Origin of the sequence: Paraburkholderia sp. J8-2, assembly GCF_905220195.1 — a bacterium.
Taxonomy (GTDB): domain Bacteria; phylum Pseudomonadota; class Gammaproteobacteria; order Burkholderiales; family Burkholderiaceae; genus Paraburkholderia.
Genome location: NZ_CAJMZA010000031.1, coordinates 59,991 through 84,586, shown reverse-complemented (window position 1 = coordinate 84,586; position 24,596 = coordinate 59,991). Strand labels below are relative to the sequence as shown.

The window sequence follows — 24,596 nt, the reverse complement described above, 5'->3', positions numbered from 1 at the left end:
TCCACTGAGTGGATCAGACGCTGGATCGACAACAACGACATATACGGCGCTGCAAGGCGCCGCACCCGGGAAGACCAGGGCATGAGCACGCATGAAAACGCAGAAGTACTGCTCTCGTGGTTTCGCGAACGATCGCGCGCGACGGTGAGCGAGGTTGTGGCATCCGGACTGATGAAGTCGCGCACCGCTTCTGATGCCGTGAAGTACGCGCTGCGCAATGGCGCGCTTGAACGCGTCGTTCGTTCAGGCGCGAGCGCGAAGGAGCGCGTCCAGTATAGGGCAACCGGTATCGCGTTGCCCGCGCCCCGAACGCAGGCAGGCCAGCCATCATTCGAGGGCTTGCTGACCGCATGGGGCATGGTGCTCGAACCGCCCCGGCTTCTGTCGACCAGTTCGCGCAGACACGAGATATCAGATAGCGAGTGATGGGAAGCGTTGCCGGTGACATTCAAGCGCGTGGTCTACGCACACCACGGTGCAGAAGAGGGCGTCGGGCACGCATATCAGATCACGCTTTCCCGCCTTCGGCTGCAGCGCGGCGATCTTGCGCATTTCGTGACGATGGCACAGATCGTCGTCAGTACATCACACCTCTTCGGCACGGAGTTTGGCAAGGCGTGCATCGGGGGATTGACCGAAGCTCACGACGCGCTTGAGCGCAGCCTGCGCGTCGCGGTGGCGTCGGACGTCTGAGGTATCGATCAGGCGAGCTCTGAAGTGTTTGCGAAAGTGCTGACGCTACACGAGAAGCAGTTGTATGTTGCTCCACGCGAAGCCGTTACCCGAGCTTCGCAACCCAGTTGCCTGAGCCGGGCGGACGGGATCCGCAGCGTACACCAGGCGGCGTGACGATCGCGCTACAGGATGTCTGGGCAAGGGGCCGTGGACAAGCGCGCTCCCGGCGGATAACAGCGATCTCGCGGCAACGTCCGCACTTCATCCAAACAGACCGTGCAGGAACCACCTTGGTTCTCGTTCGTCACGACTGCCGACGCGCTCGCGAAATACCCAGTAGTGCAAATGATTTTCAGCTTCGGCGACGAAATAGTCGCGTGTCACGATGTGGCCATCCTGCCAGCCACACTCAATCCGCTCGCCCGGCGACACCATGCGCAGCGGCGTGCCGTAGAACGGTCGGTGGCCACGCATGATGAGCTGGATGGGCATCTCAAGGAGCCATGCCGGCCGCGGCAGATCAAGCGGCAGGTCCGTGCGCGATGGCCTGGCATCGCTACTGACCGGCACCCATCGCGCGGCAACCTCGGGACGGAAGTCGGCGACTGGCGCTGCTCTCATCACGTTCGCCGAACCGAGCCTCGCCGTGAGCAGTTCCGTGAGCCGGGCGTGATCCTGTGGCGATCCGCCTGGTTCGGGAAACAGCGATTCACTCGGCGCTTCCGCGTCCCGCACGTCTTTCGCCTCGAGCCTCAGTGCAATGACCGGGGCCGCGAGTTCGAGGCGGGAGAGTCGCTCCCTGAGCAACCGTACGAGATGTTCCTCGTGCCAGGTCGGCTCGCCAAGTGCGACTTCTACCTCTGTTGGGGGAATGGCATCGCGGCCGCGCTCGTGCTCGAGCGAGACGACAAAACGCGCGACGGCGAGCTGGCGGGCGGCAAGCCATCCCGTCATCTGCAGCGTAAGCCGGCGCGCTGCGAAGAGCGCCGCTTCAACATGCTCAATGCGGTCCGGTAACTCGACGCGGGCATCGAACGCGGGCGGCATCGTGAGCCATTCGTGGACTTCGGGTGCTTCACCCTTCGCGCAGTCAAGCGCATCGAGCAACGCGGTGCCACAGCGCTTTTTCAGTCCGGTGCGCGGCAGGCGCGTCACGTCATCGATCGTCGTGCATCCAAGACCCTCAAACCATTCGGCGAAACGTCTCGCGGCTGGCAGCACGCCCAGAGGGATGCGCTTGAGTACACGCGAAAGGGACCGCTGTGTGAGCGCAACGCCACCACCGGCGCGCGCAATAAGCCAGGTTGCCTCGGCGGTCGGTGCGATCGAAGCCGTGCTCGTCACGCCGAAGTCTGCAACCGTGCGACGCACGCGCCGGCGAAGCGCGCGCAGTCCACCGAAAAGCCGCAGGCTGGCGGTCACATCTGCAAGAACGACGTTCTCGTCAGCGATCACGACGTTTGGCGTGAACTGGAGCAGGGCGAACGCGACACCCCGTACCGTCTGCTCTTCGCGCATGAGCTCGCGCTCCCTGAGATCGGCGTTCGGCGCGAGCGTGAGCACGCCGCCCCGGCGCATGCCATCGACAACCCCCTGCGCCCGCGCGGCTGCGTCGGCATCGAGCACGCGGCCTTTTTCCAGAACAACGAAACCGTTGTCAGACACCGGCATGTACCAGGTTGGGCAGAAGCTCTCGATGGGCAGGCGTGGCAGATGAACGCCGATCCAGTGGTGCATGACGATTCAGGAGAACAGGCGAAGGGGAATGATATGAACGCCTCCCTCCCGCGTAGGCGGGTCGCGGTGCCAAGGTGGACCCTCACGGGCCGACGGCATCAAAGTGCCCAGAATGGAAGATCATGACGATCTTCACAGGCAAACCGGAGGGTCCACGATGAAGAATACGACGGTAGGTGTGGATATCGCAAAAAATGTCTTCCAGGTCCATTGGGTTGATGCTCAAACCGGTGAGATAGTCAGCAAGCAGATCAAGCGCGCTAGTTTCCTGGCGCACTTCGCAAATCGCGAGCGCTGCTTGATTGGTATGGAAGCCTGCGGTGGTGCCCAACACTGGGCGAGACGTTTAATTGAAATGGGGCACGAGGTTCGACTACTCCCGGGGAAGGTCGTCAAGGCGTTTGTAGCTGGCAATAAGAATGACGTGGCGGATGCGCGTGCGATTTGGACAGCTGTCCAGCAACCCGGAAAGTCGGTTGCGGTGAAGACGGAAGCACAGCAGGCGGTGCTTGCGCTGCACCGGATGCGCGAACAACTGGTGAAGTTTCGAACAGCGCAGAGCAATTGCCTTCGCGGTCTGCTGACGGAGTACGGCGAAGTAATGAACAAGGGGCGGGCTGCATTGAACCGGGCGATGCCAAGTGTTTTGGCTGCGCTAAGTGAGCGTTTGCCGGCAGTGTTGATTGAAACACTGCGTGAGCAATGGGCAAGGCTGAGTACTGTAGATACGCAGATTGCAGAGATCGAAAGGCGTCTGCAGGAATGGATGCGGCAAGATCCGTCTTGTAAAGCGATTCTGGAGATACCGGGAGTGGGGTTACTGACGGCGACAGCGGCCGTTGCTACGATGGGCGATGCGAAGTCCTTCAAATCCGGGCGGGAATTTGCGGCGTGGCTTGGGCTGGTACCTGCGCAGACCGGCTCTGGTGGACGAGTCCGACTGCTTGGTATAAGCAAGCGCGGCGATACTTATTTGCGAACTTTGCTGATCCACGGCGCGCGGGTCGTGCTGGGGCATGCGAAAGAGCCTGGCCCGTGGGTAGAACAGATCAACAAACGTCGACCGCCGAATGTAGTGACTGTTGCGCTGGCGAACAAGATGGCCCGGACGATATGGGCGATGTTGGCGCACAGCAGGAAGTACGAGAAGGGCTACATGAGTATGAAAGCGGCTTAGGCGGGAATAACTGGGGCTGGTGCGGAGGCTATAGACGTCAAAGGTTGCGCAGGCAAGCGAGTGTGATGACAAACAGGTCGGACCGTGACCTACTGAACCTGAGCGCTCTCCAGAGCTTCGAGCTCGAGTGGGGAATGAGGTGTAGGTCAGCGGATTTCATCGGGGCCCGCAGCGAAATACGGCTGCAAGAAGGCCGCATATAGAGCTGCAACCCTATCTGTCAGTTGGAACACACGAAGCCTTGTGCAAACGGGAGGCGTTCATATAGAGAGCGCAACGAATACGGGCTTGTCGCGATGCGGCCCACGGCGTTTGATGAATGAGACGTTCACGCCGTCGGGCGCCGCGTCGATCGAGATACGCAACGGGGCGGGGGACGTCGAGTTCGCCGCCGCAGTAGGACGAAAGAGGAACAGCAATGTGTCTGCGTGCTGCGCGGCGAGGTGCAGGCGACGTAGCGCCTCCGGGCGGACCTGCTGCTGCCAGAAAAGCAGCGCCCCTGCGGTTCCGGCACGAAGGATCTGTTCCGCTGCCCAAAGGCTGTCTGCGGTCGTGGCTGCCTTGAGCACCCGGATGTTTTCAGCGCCCACACCCCACCAGGTGAACGCTGCCGGCTGGAGTCTATGCGGAGGTTGGAGAACGAAGACAGGCCGGGTCGCGACGGCTTCAAGCGCGGCTTTAAGCAGGCGCAGTTCGCCGCAGCCCGGTTGCGGGACGATCACCTCGGTCAGGGCACCCGTCGGCCAGCCGTGGCCCGGCAACTCCGCGTCGAGCGCCTCGTGTCCGCTCGTCACCGTGCGGCCGTGCGCCGAGCCCAGTTGGGACGCTCGCCACAGATCCGGATGGATCATCTCAGCTTGAATTGCGTGCCCCATGTCGGCCTCGATACTGTATATCCATACAGCTATCTTAGCTTATCACGTGCCCAACGGCCAATCCTGTGTTGTTTGCCTAGGTCGCCTCGCGCGCGATATTTTGTCTTATGATTGCTCCGCCAAAAGCCAACCATAAGTTTCTATGCGACAGGACCAAACCGCACTAACCGCCATAGCAGTCACTGCACTTGCAATCTTCGTTGCTGGTTGCTCCAATAAGCAGGACCTGAACGAGGCGAATCTGACTGATGCACTGAACGCTTATTACGCTCCTGGTCCGGGGATCTGCCTGCGCAGCTGGCAATTTCCATACGCAATCAGTCGCGCTGACATCAGGAATGCGGCGGATATCCAGAACGATCCCGTGCTGACCCCAATTCCCGGACTCGAAGCATTGAAGTCGGCCGGCCTCTTGGTGTCGCACGACGCTCCGGGCCCGGCCAGCGACGGTGCGGTGGCGCGGACATACAGCCTGACGGACTCAGGCTCGACCGCCTTCACTGATGCGCCGCGCTCGAGCGGCTCAGTTGAGTCCGGCTCGCGTACCGGTGCATTCTGTTACGGCCACGTGCATATCACACGAGTCGTCAAGTGGGATCCAGCTTCCATGGGGGAAAGCACGGCCTATTTCAACTATGAAATGGTCGGGTTTCCTGAATGGGCCAAGCGGCCGGATATTCAGCACGCCTTTCCCACCCTCGGACGGCTCGTCCGCGGGGCGGGAACCGGAAATACGTCCTCGGTCGTCATGCGACTTACAAGCGCTGGCTGGGAAGTAAAGCACTAAGCCGGGTTTATCTCAAACGTGCGGCGCAAGGGCTTAGCACTAGCGCGGCATCACGCGGATTCCTGAAAAGCAAAATCACAACATTCGAATCAGATGAATTTTGTTCCTTTCTTGTCCGGAGCTGTCACGATTGCGGGTGGCAGCATGATGACAATGCTGGTCAATCGCTTTCTGGAACGCCGGAGGCTGGAATATGGCGCGGAAGGTATGACGGTCATCGAGAAGCGCGATTCGCTTGACGGACTGAGCGTGACGCACAACGGTGAGAGCATTGAACGCCTTACGAAGTCCCGGATATGGCTCTGGAATTCAGGTAGAAAAGCGATTCTTCCAGCGGACGTATACGCAGCAAATCCTTTGAAGGCCACCTTCCCGGGCGCCCGCATTCTGGATCTGTCGGTGCTCGAATCCTCAGATGGTGCGCTCGGGTTCAAGCCCAAAAACTTGGGTGACGGCTCTTGGCAAATTGATTTCGACCATTGGGACGGGAACCATGGGGTGCTTCTGGAAGCTTTGCACACTTCAACGCGGTTTGTGCCCAAGCTAACCGGGTCGGTAAAGGGGCTAAATCCGATCCACTCAGTCGGTCGTATTGAGCTTGGATCCTTCCTCTCGAAGCGAAGCCGCACGTTTCGTCGCTGGACGCCGTTGTTCGCCATCCTCCTTTTTGCAGCTGGCGTTTGGGCCATCATTGAATTGAACCTGCGCTTCGATATAGGATCGTTCGTTGGCCTGCTGTTGCTCGCGCCGGGAGAAGTAATGCTGATTCTGTGCGCATCGTACTGGCTGAATGCGTTTTCGATTCCCCGCGGCCTTCGGCGGCTCGGTGGGTCGTTGAAAGGCGAAGCTGACAGTTCCTCCGGCTGACCCCGGATTTAGTGGAATGGCCTCGTCCCACCTCCGGTGGATGAATGCGAACAATCGCCATCGGAGGACATGGCAGTATGAGCACTTCCTGGTCCACGAATGAGCTGAGGCCGTCATGAGCGTCGCGCTGCTAAGCATCGATCTGGCCAAGAACATTTTCCAGCTATACGGCGTTGACGAGCGCGGTCACCCGGTGTTTAGCCAGGTCGTCAGCTCGTTGAGTGTCGGCAGCGGCCGCGCCCGGCGGCGTCAGCTAAGATGATAGTGCGTTGGGCGACACGGCCAGGACCGGAATTGAGGGAGAACCACCGAATGCCGAAGATCGCGGTTCAATTCGACGCCGACTACATGCTGGCGAGCATAACGCTTTGGCAGGAATCGATCGACCTGAAAATCCCGATGAAGGATGAGTTCAAGGTCCACATGATGCGCAACCGCAGGCCCATCCTGGAGAACTACGTTCGGGCGGCCGGCGGATGGCTTTCGGCACTCAAGGCGATGACACCCGTGGATATCGAGAGCGAGCACCAGCTGCACGCGGTGATTGGCGAGGTCGAGGACTTCAGTGCGTGGGCCGAGGCCGAGCTGTCGGCTCTCGATGACCTGATGGCCGACGACTGAACCAGACGTTAGAAAACATCATGCCGAGATTGATAATTGTTTATACGTCAACTTTGCATCGTAAGATACATCATGGCGTACCTCGCAACTAACCGTCCGACCGACAGCTTACAGCAGACATTCAACTGAACCGCCGCGGACCGCGCGGCAATCAGTACGTCTCGAATCCTGAATGTAGGTATCGAAATTAATTCGAATCGGATAACTAAACAATTGCAAGGATATGGCGACTGCCAGATGATGGAGAGATTCACGGGCACGATTTACATCACTGATCTACTCCGGGGCGAGATAAGAAGGATTATCGTTATAGCGACGTTGTGCATCGCGTTTTCGCAAAAAACTGGGGCTTAGTCGACATCTAGGTGCCGGCAAAAGATAGTTTGAGGCGACTCTGGCGCACGCATGTTGTTCATAGTCGCTGTTTGTCTTGCGGCGGCATGCCACGTTTTACGAGACGATAGGAGTGCCACCGTTAGGTGGTGGCAGCTGAGCGGGTCCCCACAACATGTCTGCCCGAGCACGAACAGGTGCGCCCCGCGCAATTTGGCAGTTAACGCGCTGATGACGTTGTCAGTGCTGGCCCTACTGTGATTGTGGCGAAAGGGCGCAAGGACTTTCGGGTCTCGTTCGCCGGCACCGATGGCGCAGACGATTGTCTGCCCGGTCATGGCCATCAAATCGGCGACCTGTAGGTTCATCTGCAACAGCGCCTTCTGCATGCGCTCGATCCAGTTGCCCCCGCTCAGTGAGCAGCAACTCACGCTGCCGGATTGGCGCGCGTACTACGCAGACTTCGCAAGCAGGCCGCCACGCGGCGCTCAGCAATTCGAGACTCTTCAGCTTCTGCGGCTACTGACAGTCCTACACGTCACTCATGTGGCCGAGGGCGTAATCCATCTGGCGCGCATCAACGAGCCAGACCGCGAGGCCGCGCCGCCCGAGTAGCCCGTAGTCCGGGATCCAGTACGCGAAGACCGACCGGATCGATGCGATCAAGCTGGTGGTCAACTTGCGCTCGTGGTTGCGCGGCGAGCGCGGTCGGATCCTCGTGGCGTACCGTCATCGCAGGACAAGGGATCGCGTCAGTGGATGCGCGATTGTGGACAACTGCGGAAGGAAGTGCTGTAGGACTGCGATCTTGACAGGAGCCTTCTTCATAGAAGCGTGATTCACAGTTGAGGCTTGCTGCGACGTCGCCCTCAGGGAACTCGGATGCGCCAAGACCGAGAACCGATCACGATTGACACGGAAAGGAATATCAGTCCATGGCGCTTTCTCTGGTATTGCGTTGTGCGTTCAGCGATTGAGGATTTGCTTATCGATCCGAGTCGAACGTATTGCCGGACATTTTGGGCAACCAGCCCTTGCTTCTTGGGTGTGTTGGCCGGCGGCGCCCGGCCCAAGGCCCTGCCGACGTCGCATTCTAATTCCTTTCTCCGGATAAACCCGAGCTTTTATGCCCTTGCGGGTTCTTTATCGTGGCTGGGCGGCGGATCGCAATCGTTCTGGGTGACTGCGAAGAGCAAGACCACCGTTGGTGAGAGTGATTCTCACGATCCTGAGAACAGAGAGAAGGGAATATTGCATGAAGAAGCGACCACAAAAATCTGATGATTCTGGAATCGATACGTCTTCAGTTGACGAACCTGAGGTAGCTGGGCGTCGTGGGTTCCTGCGAGCGGCTGGGCTTGCGACAGCGGCATTCGGTGTCGGCGTCCATGTACCTACAGCAAATGCAGTCGACCGATCGCAGAGCGTGCCGTCCACTTCTCGTAGTATGCCGCGCGTCGCGCCTTCCGTACCGCCGCCCGGATATAACATCTTGTTCATTCTGACGGACCAAGAGCGTTACTTTGACAAGTGGCCGTTTCCAGTACCGGGTCGTGAAACATTGCGGCGCGAAGGGATCACATTCACAAATCATCAAATCGCATCGTGCGTGTGTTCGCCGTCGCGTTCGGTGATCTATACGGGGCAGCACACACAGCACACGAAAATCAACGACAACGCGGGAATGCCGTGGCAACCCGATATGTCGACGGATATCCGGACTGTAGGGCATATGCTTCATGACGCAGGGTACTACTCCGCGTATCTCGGCAAATGGCACCTTGGCGGAGACATGCGCAAAACGAATAGTCCGTATAACGCGCCTGTGGAAGCCTACAACCGAACTATGGCGGAGTATGGGTTCGACGACTATTTTGGTGTTGGCGACCTCGTTGGCGCGGCTCGTGGCGGCTACAACTATGACGGCGTCACGACCGAATTGGCCGTCAGTTGGCTTCGAAACCACACGGCGAAGCTTGCCGCAGAAAAGAAGAACTGGTTCTTGGCAGTCAACATCGTGAATCCTCACGACGTAATGTTTTTGAACACGGACCCCACTGGCCAACAGGAACAGACCAACAGTCAACATTTGTTACACATAGCGCCGGTGCCCAATGATGCGACATATTACGCGTCTTGGAATCAAGTTCCGCTCGCTGCGTCCCGACATCAGCCATATGATGAACCTGGACGCCCAGCCGCGCACGGCATGTTCCGAACGGCCATGGAGCACATCACGGGAGCGTTCCCATTTACTGATGATCGAATCCGAACATATCAAAACTACTATTTCAACTGCGTCCGCGATTCCGACGCACACGTCGTGCGCCTGCTTGAAACACTTGCCGCGTTGGGGTTGCGTGACAATACGATCGTTGTGATGACTTCGGATCATGGAGACCACGTAGGCGCGCACCAACTCGTTGGCAAGGGCGCAACCGCGTATGCCCCCCAGAACCACGTTCCACTGGTCATTCGACATCCCGCGTATCCGGGGGGGACAAGCTGCCGCGCACTGACCTCTCATCTGGACATTGCCCCGACTCTGCTTGGGCTAACTGGGGCGGATGCGGCCACCGTGACGCGGCTTGCGGGCGATGCTGCTCACGGGCGCGATTTCTCCGATCTCCTGTCGCGGCCGCAGGCGGCGCCGATTGACGCAAAACGCAAGGTATCGCTGTTTAACTACGCGATGCTCAGCAATTACGACAGTGAGTGGATGGTACAAGAGTTTCAAACTCTTTCGATGAAAGGTGCCTCACGGGAAGTCATACTGAAACGTATGCAAGACCTGCAACCAGACTTCCGCTTTAGAGGCGCGATTCGCAGTGTGTTCGATGGGCGTTATCGATTTTCCCGTTATTTCTCGGTTCTCAATTTCAATGAGCCCGTTTCCCTAGAGGCACTTTTCGAACATAACGACGTGGAGCTTTATGACACGCTGAATGATCCTGACGAGGTTCGCAATTTGGCGAGAGATCGGAAGGCACATGGCGAACTTTTGCTTGAAATGAACAGTCGTCTAAGCACGGTCATCCGCGACGAAGTGGGCGACGACTCGATCGCTTCTTTGCCGATTCGAAATGGCAAGGTGGAAATTCTGAACGCGAACGGCTCGGCCTGAAAAAGTAGGTTGCGCAGCATTTCGCTGCGCTCACATAGCGCATTCGGCAGTTTGCGCTACAAACAATAAATGCAGGTCGCTTTTCGCACCGTGCAGCCGGTTCAACCCACGAGTTTGCCGGGACTATATAAATCTGGAGACGAAAATGCTTTATGGAGCCCGCCGCAAGGCGACTCTCAGGCTGTCGATTTGCGCGAGCGTGGGCGCTCTGTCCTTTGGCGCGCAAGCCCAAAGTAGCGTCACCTTGAGTGGCATGATCAACTCTGGTGTGCTGTATGCAAACAACGTTGGGGGGCATTCGCAATGGTTGGCTACTAGTTCCCAACTCACACCTACCCGTGTCATCTTCCACGGGACTGAAGATCTTGGTGGTGGGACATCGGCGGTGTTTCGTTTGATGAGTCCATTCAATATTCAAACAGGGGGCGGATCTGGACGGGCGTTCAATGTTTCGTATGTCGGGTTCGAGCGAAGGAACTCGGGTCGGTTGACATTCGGGCGACAGTTTGAGGCGCTTTCAGACATGACCGAAGGTCTGGCGAGCACCTCAACGTGGTCGGGCAATATTGGTGCTCACATCGGCAATGCAGACAACCAAACTCAGCCATTTAAGTCCAGCAACGCGATCAAATACTTAAGCTCCGCCTGGTGTGGGCTGTCATTCGGTGTAACGTACGGCTTTAGCAATTCCACGGAATTTTCGGAAAATCGCTTGATGAGTGCTGGTGTGACGTACCGGCCGGGTCCGTTTCGGGTTTCACTTGGTTACATGCAGGCCGATCGTCCGGATTCACAGACGGCAGGCGCCGTGGGGACCTCAGGGCCTGGTATCAACGACGACTACAAGAGTCCTTTTGCCCAGAGTGTACGTGGAGCTGGCGTGTTCCGTCAGAGGATTAGCGTAATTGGTGCGAGTTATGACTGGCAGGCGATTAAGATCGGGGGCGAATATACCCACGTGCAATACGACTATCTAGATAGCACTGGACTCAATCTAGACACATTTGAGGCCAACTTGCGGTGGCAGATGTCGCCCTTTTGGATGTCGGGCGTGGCATACATCAGAAGCGACGGGAAGTACAAGGGCGGCAGCGGCGCACAACGTCAGCCGTCATGGGACCAGATCGATGCAACCATACAGTATGCGCTATCGAAACGAACGTTCTTGTATTTCCTCGCGGTTGCGCAACAAGCTCACGGTGCTAAAGCGCAAATCTACACCCTCTCCGCGTCATCCTCGAACCGTCAGTTCGCGGTAACATCAGGAATTCAGCATAACTTTTAGCCCAACGCGCTGGAGGAGTAGTTACTTGGCCATGCGAGAGACAGAACTTCTGAATCTTGCGCACCTACGGGCTTTTTCCACGATTGTGTCTGAAGGGCGGCCAAGTGCGGCCGCACGGAAGCTCTCTCGTGCGCAAACGTCGCTCATGCGGATGATGCGCGAGCTTGAACTATCCATCGGTGAGCCATTGCTCGAGAGGCATTCGTGCGGCGTATTGCCGACTCCCTCTGGGAAGACGGTACTACAGCGCTCCGAGCGTATTTTTTCTGAATTGGAAAAGCTTACCGCTTGGTGCACATCTCTACGCACTGGTCGTTTCGAGACTGAGGGGGTAGTTTTACCCGATTGGTTGCTCAACACGCGCCGGTTGCAGATAGTGGTATCGCTAGCGCGCGAGCGTCATATGCCAACCACAGCAGTCGCTCTCGGAATCACCCAACCAGCGGTTAGCCGAGCGCTTCAGGTATTGGAAACCGGTAGTGGACTATCGTTGTTTGTGCGAGGCCGCTCGAGAGATCGACTCAAGCTGACAACGGAAGGGGAGTCGTTCGTACCATACGTGCAGCGTGCGCTCAGCGACCTGCGTCATGTACACGCTGATCTCGCGGCATCGCACGGCACCGTAACGGGTACAGTCATTGTCGGTTCTCTACCCTTGGGCCGTGCACGCATTCTTCCTTCGGCAATCGCCGCGGTAACTCGCGAGTATCCCAATGTGAGGATCGTGACAGCAGAGAACGCATATGCGGTGATGGCAGCATCGCTGCGTTGCGGAGATATGGATGTAATGCTCGGACCAGTGCTCACTGGCAATCAAACTGACGGACTCGCCGTTGAGCCGCTACTCGCGGACGATATAAAACTCATTGTACGAGCCGGGCATCCCTTGGCAGCTCGGAATGGAAGTTCTCTTGCAGACCTTGCCGGCGTGAAATGGATTTTCCCGCGGCTTGGCTCGCCAGCTCGGGAAACTGTGGACGCAGCGTTCGCGCGTATCGGCTTACCTTTTCCAATACCCTCCGTCGAAACGGCGGACATCAGTACGATCCGAGGCTTGCTTCTTAATTCAGAGATGATTGCGGCGCTGTCCGCGGAATCGCTCTATACGGAATTGCAGGCGGGCGCACTTGTGACGCTTGATATTTCGCTTCCTGATACGCGACGTAGCATTGGATTGTTTACCCGCGCTGAATCTACTCCGTCGCCCGCGGCTCAACTGCTTATTACCGCCATACTGAGGACGGTACACTCGGAACGGTCCACGACGGACGCCCATAAACTGTATTAGATCCAGAATTGCTTTTGCGATCACGTACCGTGAGGTTCGTTCTGATCGCCTTTTGGCTTTCTGTTAATCTGTCGGGCGGCGCAGGCGGTAACGTCGACGATGGATCCGGCTGAAATCCGCGGGTTGACGACGGGGGTTCTACATGAACGGTCTCCCGATTGCGAGGGATTCCGTGTGTGTTGAGTAGCAGAATGGGTTGCAGCTTCACATTCGGCCTTCTTGCACCTTACTTTGCTGCCGGCCCCGACGAAATCCGCCAACTTGCGCCTCATTGTGTCCGCGAGCTCAAGGCCTTCTCTGTGATGCAGGCCGTGCGAGCTCCGGTCCAACCTGTCATGTCATCACACTCGATGCCCACGGTAACCTTTGGACGTGTGCCGTATTCGACTCCTTGTCTGGTAGCAGTGACGCGTCACGGCGCCGCCGCCCCCTTCGACTTACTAACCCAGGTCGTCAGGAATGCGTGAACAGATAGCGGCAGCGACGAGGGATAGCATCGCGGCTTGAATGGCGAGGCGAGGCTCTAGGCGAACGCGCAGTTTGCCGAAGCCGGCAACCAACCATGAGTGCGCTCGACGGTCCAGCGATGGTGCCCGGCCGTTCTTTGCCCTCAACGCCGCGGCGGCCAGAGCGCGCCGTGATCCCTCTTTTTTCAGGTACTGCTGACAGGGTGCAAAGTCGTAGCGCTTGTCCACCCCGGGTAACCGCACACGTGGGAGGGGTGCCTGTGTACCGTGTCGTCAACTCGACCCACTCACTGCGGAATTGCGGTGTCCCCAGTTGCTTCATGTTCTATTGTCAGGGAGTTTGCGGGCACCCAGTTAGTGACGCGGTGAAGGGGCGCCAGTGAGGCATTGGATCGGGTTGATTCCTCCCGACAGAAGGTTCAGAAAATTTGCAAAATTGCAACGCAAGATTTCAAATCTGAACGCGCCGCGCTGGGCATGGCGCGGTCCTGCCGCGAAAGCACGAGCTTCAAGTGCTTGGCGGCTACCTGGCGCATTCCTTGCTCCGTTACTGCCCGCTTGAAGAGGCGGCCACCAATGAGTCCTGGTTACGCATTGGAAACGCTATTCCTTAATGTAAGGAGGGACGCAGCAAGATGAATAATCGTTACGAATCGGAGCAGCCTGTTGCCACAGGCAGCGCGGACTCTAACCCTTCTCCGGATCGATTCACGCCAGTTCAGGCGCGTGCGGTCAAGACGTGCCCGAACTGGGCATGGGCGACTCTGCAGGGGCAATATGACTGGATGGATTCCAATTCGCCGTTCATTGACCCCGCGTAATGGCTAGGGATCCCCGCCACTATTCGAGACAAACCAACCGTGCGAAGCACGCAGCCGTAGACGATCCGACCGAACAGGCCTATTTCAAGGCGTGCGCGCATCGTCATACTCGGGCGATTGTTTGGCATCGAGCGAAGTTAGCGGAGCCGTGTCGAGGGCTCGGGGCAGCTTGGCTGTCGCTTTTGCTGGCCCACGTGGCGTCGTTGGCGCGGGTCCTTCCTCACTTTCGCCTTTAAGTGGATTTAGGTCGTCAAGGCCCGTTTTGACCAGGCCGGCGCGAGCCGACACATCATGAACCACAAACCTATCAAGTCACTGCTCATTGCCAACCGCTCGGAAATCGCGATCCGCGTCATGCGTGCCGCCGCCGAGATGGACATCAGAACGGTCGCCATTTATTCGAAGGAAGACCGTCTTGCGCTGCATCGATTCAAAGCTGACGCGAGCTATGTGGTGGGCGAGGGCAAGAAGCCGCTCGCGGCTTACCTCGACATCGAGGATGTTCTGCGCATAGCAAGAGCGGCGAACGTCGATGCGGTCCATCCTGGCTACGGTTTTCTGTCCGAGAACCCGGATTTCGCCCAGGCAGTAGTTGATGCAGGTATGCGCTGGATCGGCCCCACGCCCGAAGTTATGCGCATGCTTGGCAACAAGGTGGCCGCACGTAACGCGGCGATCGCTGCGGGCGTACCGGTGATGCCAGCAACGGACCCGTTGCCGACCGATCTCGACGAATGTAAGCAGCTTGCTTCCAGTATCGGCTATCCGCTGATGCTCAAGGCAAGCTGGGGCGGCGGTGGCCGGGGCATGCGCGTACTGGAGAGCGAACAGGATCTCGAGCCTTCGATTTCGGCGGCGCGGCGAGAAGCGCTCGCGGCATTCGGCAACGACGAAGTCTACCTCGAGAAGCTGGTACGCAACGCGCGCCACGTGGAAGTACAGGTGCTTGGCGACTCGCACGGCAACATCGTGCATCTGTATGAGCGAGACTGCACGGTGCAGCGCCGCAACCAGAAGGTCGTTGAGCGCGCGCCGGCGCCGTACCTGGATCATGCGGGCCGGGCCGAACTCTGCGAAGCCGCACTGCGCCTCATGCGCGCGGTGGGCTATACGCATGCGGGTACGGTTGAGTTCCTCATGGATGCAGATACGGAACGGTTCTACTTCATCGAAGTCAACCCGCGTATTCAGGTCGAGCACACGGTGACTGAAATGATCACCGGCATCGACATCGTGAAGGCGCAGATCAGGATCACAGAGGGCGGCCGCATTGGCCTCACCGAAGATTCCGTGCATGAGACCGGCGACATCGTCGAACGCGCGGCTGGTGTGCCCGCGCAGGCCTCGATTCCCTTGAATGGCCACGCGCTGCAATGCCGGATCACGACGGAGGATCCCGACAACGGCTTTCTGCCCGACTACGGGCGGCTTACCGCCTATCGCAGCGCATCGGGCTTCGGTGTCCGGCTAGATGCGGGGACGGCCTATGGCGGCGCTGAAATCACGCCGTACTACGATTCCCTGCTGGTAAAGGTGACAACGTGGGCGCCGACATCGACTGAAACGATTCGCCGGATGGATCGCGCGCTGCGTGAATTCCGCATTCGGGGCGTCGCATCGAACCTGCAGTTCCTCGAGAACGTCATCAACCATCCTGCGTTCGGCAAGGGGGAAGTAACGACCCGCTTCATCGATTGCACTCCTGAACTGCTCGCGTTCACCAAGCGGCGCGACCGCGCGACCAAGCTGCTGCGCTATCTCGGCGAAACGAGCGTGAACGGTCATCCAGAGATGACGGGCCGTTCGCTACCGGCCTTGCCGCTGCCCACACCCTTGCTGCCAAAGGTCGATACGTCCAAGCCGGTGCCAGTGGGAACGCGCGATCGCCTGCGGAATCTGGGCGCCGAAGGGTTCGCGCAATGGATGCTCGAGCAGAAGCGTGCGCTCCTGACCGACACGACGATGCGCGATGCCCATCAGTCGCTGTTCGCAACGCGCATGCGCACGGCAGACATGTTGCCGATTGCGCCGTTCTACGCGCGTGAGCTCCCTGAGCTATTTTCGATGGAGTGCTGGGGTGGAGCGACCTTCGACGTGGCGCTACGCTTCCTCAAGGAAGACCCGTGGCAGCGCCTCGCGCAGTTGCGCGAGCGAGTACCCAATATCCTCTTCCAGATGCTGCTGCGAGGCTCGAACGCCGTGGGCTACACGAACTACGCTGACAACGTCGTGCGCTTTTTCGTGCAGCAGGCGGCCAGCGCGGGCGTGGATGTGTTCCGCGTATTCGATTCGCTGAACTGGGTCCGCAACATGCGGGTGTCGATCGACGCGGTGCGCGAAAGCGGCGCGCTGTGCGAGGGCGCGATCTGCTACACCGGTGATCTGTTTGACGCCGCGCGCAAGAAGTATGACCTCACGTATTACGTGGGAATTGCGCGCGAACTCAAAGAAGCGGGTGTGCACATCCTGGGAATCAAGGACATGGCGGGCATATGCCGTCCGCAGGCCGCAGCGGCGCTCGTGAAGGCGCTCAAGGAGGAGACCGGGCTGCCGGTCCACTTCCATACGCACGACACGAGCGGCATTTCGGCGGCTTCCGCACTCGCGGCAATCCAGGCAGGTTGCGATGCCGTCGACGGCGCCCTTGATGCGATGAGCGGCCTGACCTCGCAGCCTAACCTCTCCAGCATTGCAGCGGCGCTCGCGGGTACGGAGCGTGATCCGGGGCTGAGCCTCGACCGTCTGCATGAAGCATCGACGTACTGGGAGGGCGTGCGGCGCTACTACGCGCCGTTTGAATCGGAGATCCGCTCCGGCACGGCGGACGTCTATCGTCACGAAATGCCTGGCGGGCAATACACGAATCTGCGCGAGCAGGCCCGGTCGCTCGGCATTGAGCGCCGCTGGACCGAGGTGTCGCGCATGTATGCAGATGTCAACCGGATGTTTGGCGACATAGTCAAGGTCACGCCGACTTCGAAGGTCGTGGGCGACATGGCGCTCCTGATGGTGGCGAATGACCTGAACGTTGCGGACGTCTGCGATCCGGCGAAGGACGTCGCCTTCCCCGAGTCGGTCGTGTCGCTGTTCAAGGGCGAACTCGGCTTCCCGCCCGATGGATTTCCCGAAGCGCTGTCGCGCAAGGTCTTGCGCGGCGAACCGCCGGCGCCATACCGGCCCGGCGACGAGATTGCCCCCGTCGATCTGGATGCGTGGCGCGTGAAGGGGGAGGTCGCATGCGGACACCAAATGGACGACCGGCAACTTGCTTCGTATCTCATGTACCCGAAACAGACAGCTGACTTCTACGCGCACCTGCGTGCCTACAGCGATACGTCCGTGCTCCCCACCACGGCCTTCTATTACGGACTGCAACCGCAGGAGGAAGTTGCCGTCGATATCGACGCGGGCAAGACCTTGCTTATCTCGCTACAGGGCCAGCATGCCGACGTAAATGATGGCATGGTGAAAGTCCAGTTCGAGCTGAACGGTCAGTCACGTACGGCCGTAGTCGAGCAGCGCAGCGCCGTTCAGGCGTCAACAGCGCGCAAGGGACGCCCAATCGCCAACCCAGAAAATCCGCTGCATGTGGCCGCACCGATGCCGGGCTCGATCGTGAGTATTGCGGTACATCCCGGGCAGACCGTGCGCGCAGGCAGCACACTGATTGCCATGGAGGCCATGAAAATGGAGGCGCACATCACCGCCGAGCGCGACTGCGTGATCGCGACAGTGCACGTGCAGCCTGGCGATCGCGTTGCGGCGAAGGACTTACTCATCGAGCTCGAAGCGGCTGACGGCTGAGAGGCAGCTGGCGCCGCGTTTGTACCAGAGCCGTTCGCGGCACCGCAGCCTCGTAGACGCCAAACGGAGTGCCGGTCTGTGTGCATACTGACCGGCGCAAGCCGTCACGACGCATCCCATTGCTGCGATTGGTCAACACTGTCCCCGATTCGCAGCGATCGCGGCTACGACTCCGGCACACGTCGCCAGCGCTTGGCGTGATTGTGGCGCCAAAGCACAGATCCGGTATGCCCGCGTAACCGGTCAGCCTGCCGCCGATCAATTCTACGCCCTGCAAAAAGAAACAATGCGGCGGACCGCTTCAGGAAAGTCGCTTTGGCGAACTCAGTCTGAAATGCCGCTCTGAACGCCACTAGCGTTCCGACCGGTTTTGTTCGGCAATGTGCTAGCAAGACAGCGCAAAGCGAGCAACATGCGCGGTATTTTTTTGCGTCAAAAGCGGGAAAAATAGACTGACCGAAACAGCTTGAGGGAACCCCTGTATGACCCGCTTTCTAGACGTTCAATCGATGTCAGACCTCATCGCCGACATTGGGTTGAGTAAGTTCCTCGGAGAGTTGTCTCATGAGATTCGTGCGGACTTCATTCGTTGGCAGGAGTTTGAGAAGTCTGCTCGTGTCGCAAATCACAGTGATATCGGCGTTATCGAGTTGATGCCGGTGTCGAACGCGTGCCGGTATGCTTTCAAATACGTGAACGGTCACCCGAAAAACACCAACCGAGGTCTCTATACCGTAATGGCATTTGGGGTTCTCGCCGACGTTGAGACGGGCTATCCAGTTCTATTGTCTGAGCTGACGCTCGCAACGGCGCTGCGGACGGCCGCGACTTCGCTGATGGCCGCCCGGGCGTTGGCGCGACCGGAATCGCGTCGGATGGCGCTCATTGGAAACGGCGCCCAGAGTGAGTTTCAGGCCATTGCCTTCCACGCACACTTGGGAATCAAAGAGATTGTGGTGTACGACGTCGACCCTGCAGCAAGCGAGAAGCTTGTACGCAATCTCGCCGTGTTCCCGAATCTGCGAATCATCCGGGCTGATTCGGCTAAGGAGGCCGCCCAGGGTGCCGACATCGTGACGACGGTCACTGCGGACAAGACATACGCAACCATTATCACGCCGGATATGCTCGAGCCAGGCATGCATCTGAATGCAGTTGGTGGCGACTGTCCGGGAAAGACCGAACTGCACGTAGATGTCCTGCGCAAAGCACGTGTGTTCGTTGAGTACGAACCGCAAACGCGAGTTGAAGGCGATATTCAGCAATTTGGCCCTGATTTCCCTGTGGTTGACCTTTGGCGTGTCCTGAACGGAAGCGAGGTCGGCAGGCAGGGCGCTGATCAGGTGACGGTGTTCGATTCGGTCGGCTTTGCGTTAGAAGATTACACCGCGCTGCGCTACGTGCACGAGCAAGCGCTCGCGAGGGGGATTGGCTCAGCTATCGAGCTCGTGCCGAACGCGGTGGATCCCAAGGATCTCTTCACGCAGACCAGTCGAGGTAGGGCGCGTGCACCTGTGCGTCGCGCTGCCTGAGTCTTTCATTGGCACCGTGCGGTCGCGCGTGCGGTGCCTGAGCGCATCATTCCCCGAGCAACATCATCGTCATCAGCTCGGCGGTTCTCTCAATCGCAAATTTCTGCCCGATTCTCTGGTTGATTGAGAACCCGTCGAAAGCCATCCACAGTATCCGGGCGTAGACGCCATCTGACACGAGGTGAGTCCGCTCCTTCGGGACTATCCGCATCAGGATGGCAGTCACCATTGCATCAAGCGTGTGCAGCAGATCCCGTGGCTTTCGAGTGTCCGGAGGCGTGCTGGCGAGCGCCTCTATGAGGACGTTGGCGAAATGACGGTCGGCGAGTGGGATATCGCTCCATAGTCCGATGAACAGTCGATGAAGCTGTTGCCTCGGACCGCGCAACGCAAAAACGCTCTTCTGAAGTGCTTCCACCTGCTGCAGCAGCCATGGTTCGTAGAGTTCGTAGACCACGGCAAGCTTCGATTCGAAATAAACATAGAGATTGGGACCGGTCGTCCCTGCGTTGCGGGCAATCTCACTAAGCGTTGTAGCCGCGTAGCCTTTGCGGCTGAACAGGTCGAACGCTGCGGTAAGCATGGCTCCCCGCATGTCCGCCTTTTTTACCTGAACCACACAAATCTCCTTGTTTTCATCAGGCGGTGTGCCTGCCCGAATGAGCACACCATCGTACCAGAACGCAACTAAAATTTTAATCTTAGAGTTTTTGAGCTGGCATTGTGCTCAAAACATGAGCGCGCAGAACGCTTCCCCACCCAGAATTCCACAGCGATCTGCAGGTTTGACGTGTATTGCTAGATAGGTGCGGAAATCGCTTGACGGCCACTTTTTGTCAAAAAATAATTGCATTAAATATTGAGCGTGGCGCGTCGAGGGTGATCACCGGTCCGAAACCGGGTCGGTATGCCCCGCGGTTTCCATTCACTGGGGCTTTCCGTGGACGAAGTTGACAAGGAAATTATTGGGCTGTTGCGTGCCGACTCGCGGCTAAGTGTGGCGACGCTCGCCGGCAAGATTGGTGTTGCGAGAGGGACCATCAGTCATCGACTGCGAAGGCTGGAGGAGCGAAACATCATCGTGGGATACACGTTGAAATTGCGGCCCGACGCAGAACCATCCGATATCCGCGCTTGGATGGCAATTCAGGTGGACGGGAATCGGACTAACGAGGTTATCGCCGGGCTGCTGGGCGAGCCGAACGTCATCGCGTTGCACGACACGAACGGCCGCTGGGATCTAATGGCCGAACTGCGCGCGGCGTCGCCTGGCGACCTGTCGGGTGTCCTCGAGCGTGTTCGGTTGCTTAAAGCGATTCGTCACACCGAGACGAGCATTTTGCTGAGGACCTATCGGTAGGCGATCGTCCACGCGTGCAGACAACGCCTGCCGGGACGCTTTGAAATTGAGTGATCAAAAGGAATCGGAAACATGACATGCCACGTAGATGCCATCACTCAGTCGGTGATTCAGCACCGGCTTTCGGCAATCGCAGAGGAGATGGGCGAGGCAATGCTGCGCACAACTTATTCGCAGATATTGAACGCGAGTCGCGATTTTTCCATCGGCATTCTCGATACAAATGCCCGGCTGATTTCCCAGGCCGACCACATCCCCATTCATGTGGGGGCGTTGAAATGGGCGGTTAAGGCTGTAGAAGAACGGTTCGGGGGCGATATTTCTCCCGGCGACGTCGTTCTGTTGAACGACCCCTACCATGGCGGCAGTCATCTGCCGGACCTCACGGCGTTTGTTCCGGTGTTTTCCGGTGATCGGCGTTGTTTCTGGACTGTCGTACGCGGGCACATGGGTGACATTGGCGGCGCGACCCATGGCGCTTACAACCCTCATGCCACTGAGATATGGCAGGAAGGACTACGTATTCCGCCGATGAAGCTTGTTGAGGCTGGGCGCATGCGCGAGGATGTGATGGAGATGATTCTCGCCAACGTTCGGCTCCCGCGCGACTTCCGCGGCGACCTGGCTGCGATGATTGGTGCGGCGCACTTCGGCGAGCGCAGTATGCTCGCGCTGCTCGCACAATATGGAGCTAGTGTGGTGAAGACCGCGGTCGACAATATCCTCGACGGCGCGGAACGTCGTGCGCGAGAGATTGTTGCATCGTGGACCGACGGGCAGTATTTCGGAGAGGCATTCCTTGACGATGACGGTCACGGTCGAGAGGACATTGCCATTCGTGCCAGGGTTGTAAAGTCTGGGAGCACTCTCCACATCGATCTGTCTGAGTCAGACCCTCAGTCAAGGGGGTTCGCCAATTCATCTTATGCCAACACCGAAGCAGCGATCGCCATGGCGTTCGCATACCTGATTGGCCCTGAGATCCCCAAGAACGATGGGACTTTCAGGCCCATCACCACGGCGCTCAAGCCCGGTACGGTTGTCTGCGCAAACAATAACGCGGCGGTAACCCTTTCGACGACTCACCCGTCAAATGAAATCGTCGAGGCGATCGTCCGTGCCCTAGCCCTCGCATGCCCTGACCGCGCAATGGGTGGATGGAGTCGTCGATTCCGGATCTCGATTAAGGGGGAGAACCCGCGAACCAACAAGCCATTCATCTGGCACATGTTCCACGCGAGGCCTGGCGGAGGAGCCAGTCCCGTGGGTGATGGGTGGTCTGCCGCAGGTGAGTGGCATTCGGTCGGCGGCATCAAATTTGGAAGTATCGAAGTCACCGAGTCCCGGTTCCCGTTGTTTTTTGAGCGCCATGAATTCCGTCGGGGTTCCGGCGGCGACGGAAAGTACCGGGGCGGACTGGGCACGACCATGCATTTGAGGGTCGAAGTACCGGCTGTTGCGCATACAGCTGGCGAGGGAGCGCGTCATGGGGCGGCCGGCATCCTCGGCGGGGGTGACGGGAAGCCGCACGACTACACCTTGGTCAGCGAAGGCCAGATGCGCAAACTCCGCACGAAGGAATTTGGAGTTGTCATCAAGGCGAACGACGTCCTTGACGTGCGCTCGGCCGGCGGTGGTGGATGGGGGGCCCCTTCGCAACGCAGCGACTTTGCGCGCAGACGCGACGCCGAAGACGAACTGATCTGAATTCTGGCCTTATCCAAACCGCTTCTAAAAAAGGAGCACACGAAATGCCCTCGCAATACATTATTGGTATCGATGTGGGCGGTACGTTCACTGACTTCGCCGCTACAGATACGGACGGAAAAGTGACGTTCGCAAAGTCTCCATCGACTCCTCAAGATCAATCTATCGGCGTGCTGGAGGGCCTTCAACGCCTGGCTGAGCAGCTTGGAATCACGTTGCCAGCAATGCTTGGTTCCACGCTCCGAATTGTGCACGGCATGACTGTCGCGACGAACGCATTGTTGGAGCGCAAGGGTGCACGAACGGCGCTTCTTACCACGGACGGGCATCGAGATGTGTTGGAAATGCGCGAGGGATTGAAGCCCGAGCGATACAACCTCGCGATGGTGCCGCCTGAACCCCTTGTGCCGCGTCACCTGAGGCTTGGTGTCCAGGAACGCGTGCGCTGGGACGGCACAGTTTCGACTGCTCTCAATGAGGCCGCGCTTCTTGAACAGATTACCTTTCTGAAAAAGAGCGGTGTGGAGGCGGTCGCTGTGTGTTACTTGCACGCGTACCGCAATGCTGTACATGAGCAGCGTACAGCGGATCTTCTACGGGAACACCTGCCGGATGTATATGTCTCGCTCTCGTCAGAAGTGCTGCCCCAGATCAAGGAGTACGAGCGGGTATCGACCACGGTCGTCAATGCCTATGTCGGGCCCGCCATGAAGCGTTACCTGACGAACCTCGAGCACAAGCTGAAAGATGCCGGTCTTGACAATCCGCTGCACATCATCCTTTCGCATGGCGGTATTACATCGGTCGCTGAGGCAATCAAACTCTCAGCAGCAACGGCGCTGTCAGGCCCGGCAGGTGGTATCTCGGGAACGCTTGCTTGCGCGGATATCGCGGGGACACCCAAGCTGATTCCGTTCGACATGGGGGGTACGAGTACCGACATTTCATTGGTGTCCGACGGAAATGCGGTCGTCTCGTCGGAGCGGGGCCTGGCCGGGGAGCGTATCGCATTGCGCAGCTTCGATATTCTGTCGATTGCATCGGGTGGAGGATCCATCGCACACATCGACGCAGGCGGCGCCTTTGATGTTGGACCCCAGAGTGCCGGCTCGTGGCCCGGCCCAGTCTGCTACAACCGGGGAGGGAAGAAACCCACGGTGACTGACGCGAATCTGATGCTCGGCTATCTCGACGCGGATAATTTCCTGGGTGGTCGGACGAAGCTCAATCTCCCTGCAGTGCAGAACGCGATGGGCGAACTAGGGGAGAAGCTTAATCTTTCAGCAATTGAGACTGCGTCTGGGATTCTGCGCCTCATCAACGTCAAAATGGCCGACGGTGTGCGGCTAATGACGCTGCGGCGAGGCGTAGACCCGCGGCAATATGCGTTATTGAGCTTCGGTGGTGCGGCTGGATTGCACGCGACCGAAGTCGCACGCGAACTCGACATTGCGCGCGTTATCGTTCCGACAGTGGCATCGGTGCTGTCTGCGTGGGGCATGCTCGCAACCGATCTGAGGTACGAGACAACCCGTAGCCACCTGGTCGACCTCAACCGCTTGGACGGCGCTGGCCTCAAGGCCCTGTTTGACGAAGCCGAGTCGTTCGCCTTTGCACAGGCAGACTTTGTCGACGATTTTGCGGCACCTCTGAAGGTCGAACGTAGTGCGCAGATGCGTTACGGCGAGCAAATTTATGAGGTCGACGTCAGCCTCGACGGCCTCGATTTCGACGACGCGAATCTGGTCGAGCACGTTTGCAGCCGTTTCCACGAGCGACATGAGGCGCTATACACCTATAGCTCTCCAGGACAGGAGGTCGTGCTGGTCAATGTGCACGTCGCTATTGTCGGCTCTGTCCCGCGGTTGCTCGGTAATACGAAAACATCGGCTGAAGCTAATAACAGTGTGAAGCGTCGGAAGGAAATCTTTACGGAAGGCGATTGGGTGGAGGTCGACGTTTTCGCAATGGAAAAGCTTGTATCTGGACAACAGATTTCGGGTCCGGCGGTTATCGAAGCCGAGACGACGACTATCATTTTGCATCGCGGTGACAAGGCGATTGTCACTGAGAACGGCTGGTTGGACCTCAGTGTGCGACAGAAGTAGAACGATGGCGCGTGTGGGCACACGCGCT

General features: G+C 58.5%; 19 protein-coding genes and 1 pseudogene. 16 read left to right on the top strand and 4 right to left on the bottom strand.

Annotation, left to right across the window (positions count from 1 at the left end; genetic code table 11):
• Positions 1 to 426: hypothetical protein (locus tag U5A52_RS36085; RefSeq protein WP_321938814.1), on the top strand; the 426-nt coding region annotated here is incomplete at its 5' end.
• 15 nt (positions 427 to 441) lie between these two features.
• Positions 442 to 693 carry a hypothetical protein gene (locus U5A52_RS36080; protein WP_321938812.1) on the top strand — a complete coding sequence of 84 codons (252 nt, stop codon included), beginning with the start codon at positions 442 to 444 and terminating at the stop codon, positions 691 to 693.
• Positions 694 to 936: 243 nt separating this feature from the next.
• Here U5A52_RS36080 and U5A52_RS36075 read toward each other — a convergent pair whose 3' ends face one another.
• Positions 937 to 2,412, bottom strand: a complete 1,476-nt coding sequence (locus tag U5A52_RS36075; RefSeq protein WP_321938810.1) for a DNA polymerase Y family protein — start codon at positions 2,410 to 2,412, stop codon at positions 937 to 939.
• Between the two features lie 157 nt (positions 2,413 to 2,569).
• Here U5A52_RS36075 and U5A52_RS36070 point away from each other — a divergent pair, with 157 nt between their 5' ends.
• Positions 2,570 to 3,589 (top strand): IS110 family transposase, encoded by a 1,020-nt coding sequence (locus tag U5A52_RS36070; protein WP_321938808.1) that lies wholly within the window; start codon positions 2,570 to 2,572, stop codon positions 3,587 to 3,589.
• 260 nt (positions 3,590 to 3,849) lie between these two features.
• Here the strand turns inward: U5A52_RS36070 and imuA are convergent, their stop codons facing one another.
• On the bottom strand, positions 3,850 to 4,440 hold the full coding sequence (gene imuA / locus U5A52_RS36065; RefSeq protein ID WP_321938807.1) for a translesion DNA synthesis-associated protein ImuA: 591 nt from the start codon (positions 4,438 to 4,440) through the stop codon (positions 3,850 to 3,852).
• Positions 4,441 to 4,606: 166 nt separating this feature from the next.
• On the opposite strand from imuA, the gene U5A52_RS36060 reads away from it, so the two are divergent.
• From U5A52_RS36060 to U5A52_RS36020, 8 genes are all read left to right on the top strand, one after another.
• The gene (locus U5A52_RS36060; protein ID WP_321938805.1) at positions 4,607 to 5,251 is read left to right on the top strand and encodes a hypothetical protein; all 645 of its coding nucleotides are present in this window, start codon (positions 4,607 to 4,609) and stop codon (positions 5,249 to 5,251) included.
• A 93-nt stretch (positions 5,252 to 5,344) separates the two neighbouring features.
• On the top strand, positions 5,345 to 6,118 hold the full coding sequence (locus U5A52_RS36055) for a hypothetical protein (RefSeq protein ID WP_321938803.1): 774 nt from the start codon (positions 5,345 to 5,347) through the stop codon (positions 6,116 to 6,118).
• Between the two features lie 115 nt (positions 6,119 to 6,233).
• Positions 6,234 to 6,380, top strand: coding sequence for a hypothetical protein (locus tag U5A52_RS36050; RefSeq protein ID WP_321938801.1), 147 nt, complete (start codon positions 6,234 to 6,236; stop codon positions 6,378 to 6,380).
• Between the two features lie 50 nt (positions 6,381 to 6,430).
• Positions 6,431 to 6,739, top strand: coding sequence for a hypothetical protein (locus U5A52_RS36045; protein ID WP_321938799.1), 309 nt, complete (start codon positions 6,431 to 6,433; stop codon positions 6,737 to 6,739).
• Positions 6,740 to 7,381: 642 nt separating this feature from the next.
• Positions 7,382 to 7,687 (top strand): hypothetical protein, encoded by a 306-nt coding sequence (locus U5A52_RS36040; protein ID WP_321938797.1) that lies wholly within the window; start codon positions 7,382 to 7,384, stop codon positions 7,685 to 7,687.
• Between the two features lie 640 nt (positions 7,688 to 8,327).
• Complete coding sequence (locus U5A52_RS36030; RefSeq protein WP_321938795.1) at positions 8,328 to 10,196, top strand: sulfatase-like hydrolase/transferase; 1,869 nt, start codon at positions 8,328 to 8,330, stop codon at positions 10,194 to 10,196.
• Positions 10,197 to 10,341: 145 nt separating this feature from the next.
• Complete coding sequence (locus tag U5A52_RS36025) at positions 10,342 to 11,481, top strand: porin (protein ID WP_321938793.1); 1,140 nt, start codon at positions 10,342 to 10,344, stop codon at positions 11,479 to 11,481.
• Between the two features lie 31 nt (positions 11,482 to 11,512).
• On the top strand, positions 11,513 to 12,769 hold the full coding sequence (locus tag U5A52_RS36020; protein ID WP_321938821.1) for a LysR family transcriptional regulator: 1,257 nt from the start codon (positions 11,513 to 11,515) through the stop codon (positions 12,767 to 12,769).
• A gap of 440 nt (positions 12,770 to 13,209) precedes the next feature.
• On the opposite strand, the pseudogene U5A52_RS36015 reads toward U5A52_RS36020, so the two are convergent.
• Positions 13,210 to 13,461, bottom strand: a pseudogene (locus U5A52_RS36015) (IS5/IS1182 family transposase); the annotation flags it as partial.
• 887 nt (positions 13,462 to 14,348) lie between these two features.
• Here U5A52_RS36015 and U5A52_RS36010 point away from each other — a divergent pair.
• Positions 14,349 to 17,861 carry a pyruvate carboxylase gene (locus U5A52_RS36010; protein WP_321938791.1) on the top strand — a complete coding sequence of 1,171 codons (3,513 nt, stop codon included), beginning with the start codon at positions 14,349 to 14,351 and terminating at the stop codon, positions 17,859 to 17,861.
• 482 nt (positions 17,862 to 18,343) lie between these two features.
• A complete protein-coding gene (locus U5A52_RS36005) occupies positions 18,344 to 19,393 on the top strand; it encodes an ornithine cyclodeaminase (protein WP_321938789.1) in 1,050 nt (349 codons plus the stop codon).
• A gap of 46 nt (positions 19,394 to 19,439) precedes the next feature.
• Here U5A52_RS36005 and U5A52_RS36000 read toward each other — a convergent pair whose 3' ends face one another.
• The gene (locus tag U5A52_RS36000) at positions 19,440 to 20,012 is read right to left on the bottom strand and encodes a TetR/AcrR family transcriptional regulator (RefSeq protein ID WP_321938787.1); all 573 of its coding nucleotides are present in this window, start codon (positions 20,010 to 20,012) and stop codon (positions 19,440 to 19,442) included.
• Positions 20,013 to 20,333: 321 nt separating this feature from the next.
• Here U5A52_RS36000 and U5A52_RS35995 point away from each other — a divergent pair, with 321 nt between their 5' ends.
• The 3 genes from U5A52_RS35995 (at position 20,334) to U5A52_RS35985 (ending at position 24,568) form a co-directional block, all read left to right on the top strand.
• Positions 20,334 to 20,753: an Lrp/AsnC family transcriptional regulator gene (locus U5A52_RS35995; RefSeq protein ID WP_321938785.1), complete on the top strand. Its 420-nt coding sequence runs from the start codon at positions 20,334 to 20,336 to the stop codon at positions 20,751 to 20,753.
• A 72-nt stretch (positions 20,754 to 20,825) separates the two neighbouring features.
• Positions 20,826 to 22,460, top strand: a complete 1,635-nt coding sequence (locus tag U5A52_RS35990) for a hydantoinase B/oxoprolinase family protein (protein ID WP_321938783.1) — start codon at positions 20,826 to 20,828, stop codon at positions 22,458 to 22,460.
• A gap of 44 nt (positions 22,461 to 22,504) precedes the next feature.
• On the top strand, positions 22,505 to 24,568 hold the full coding sequence (locus U5A52_RS35985) for a hydantoinase/oxoprolinase family protein (RefSeq protein ID WP_321938782.1): 2,064 nt from the start codon (positions 22,505 to 22,507) through the stop codon (positions 24,566 to 24,568).
• The last annotated feature ends 28 nt before the right edge of the window (positions 24,569 to 24,596 follow it).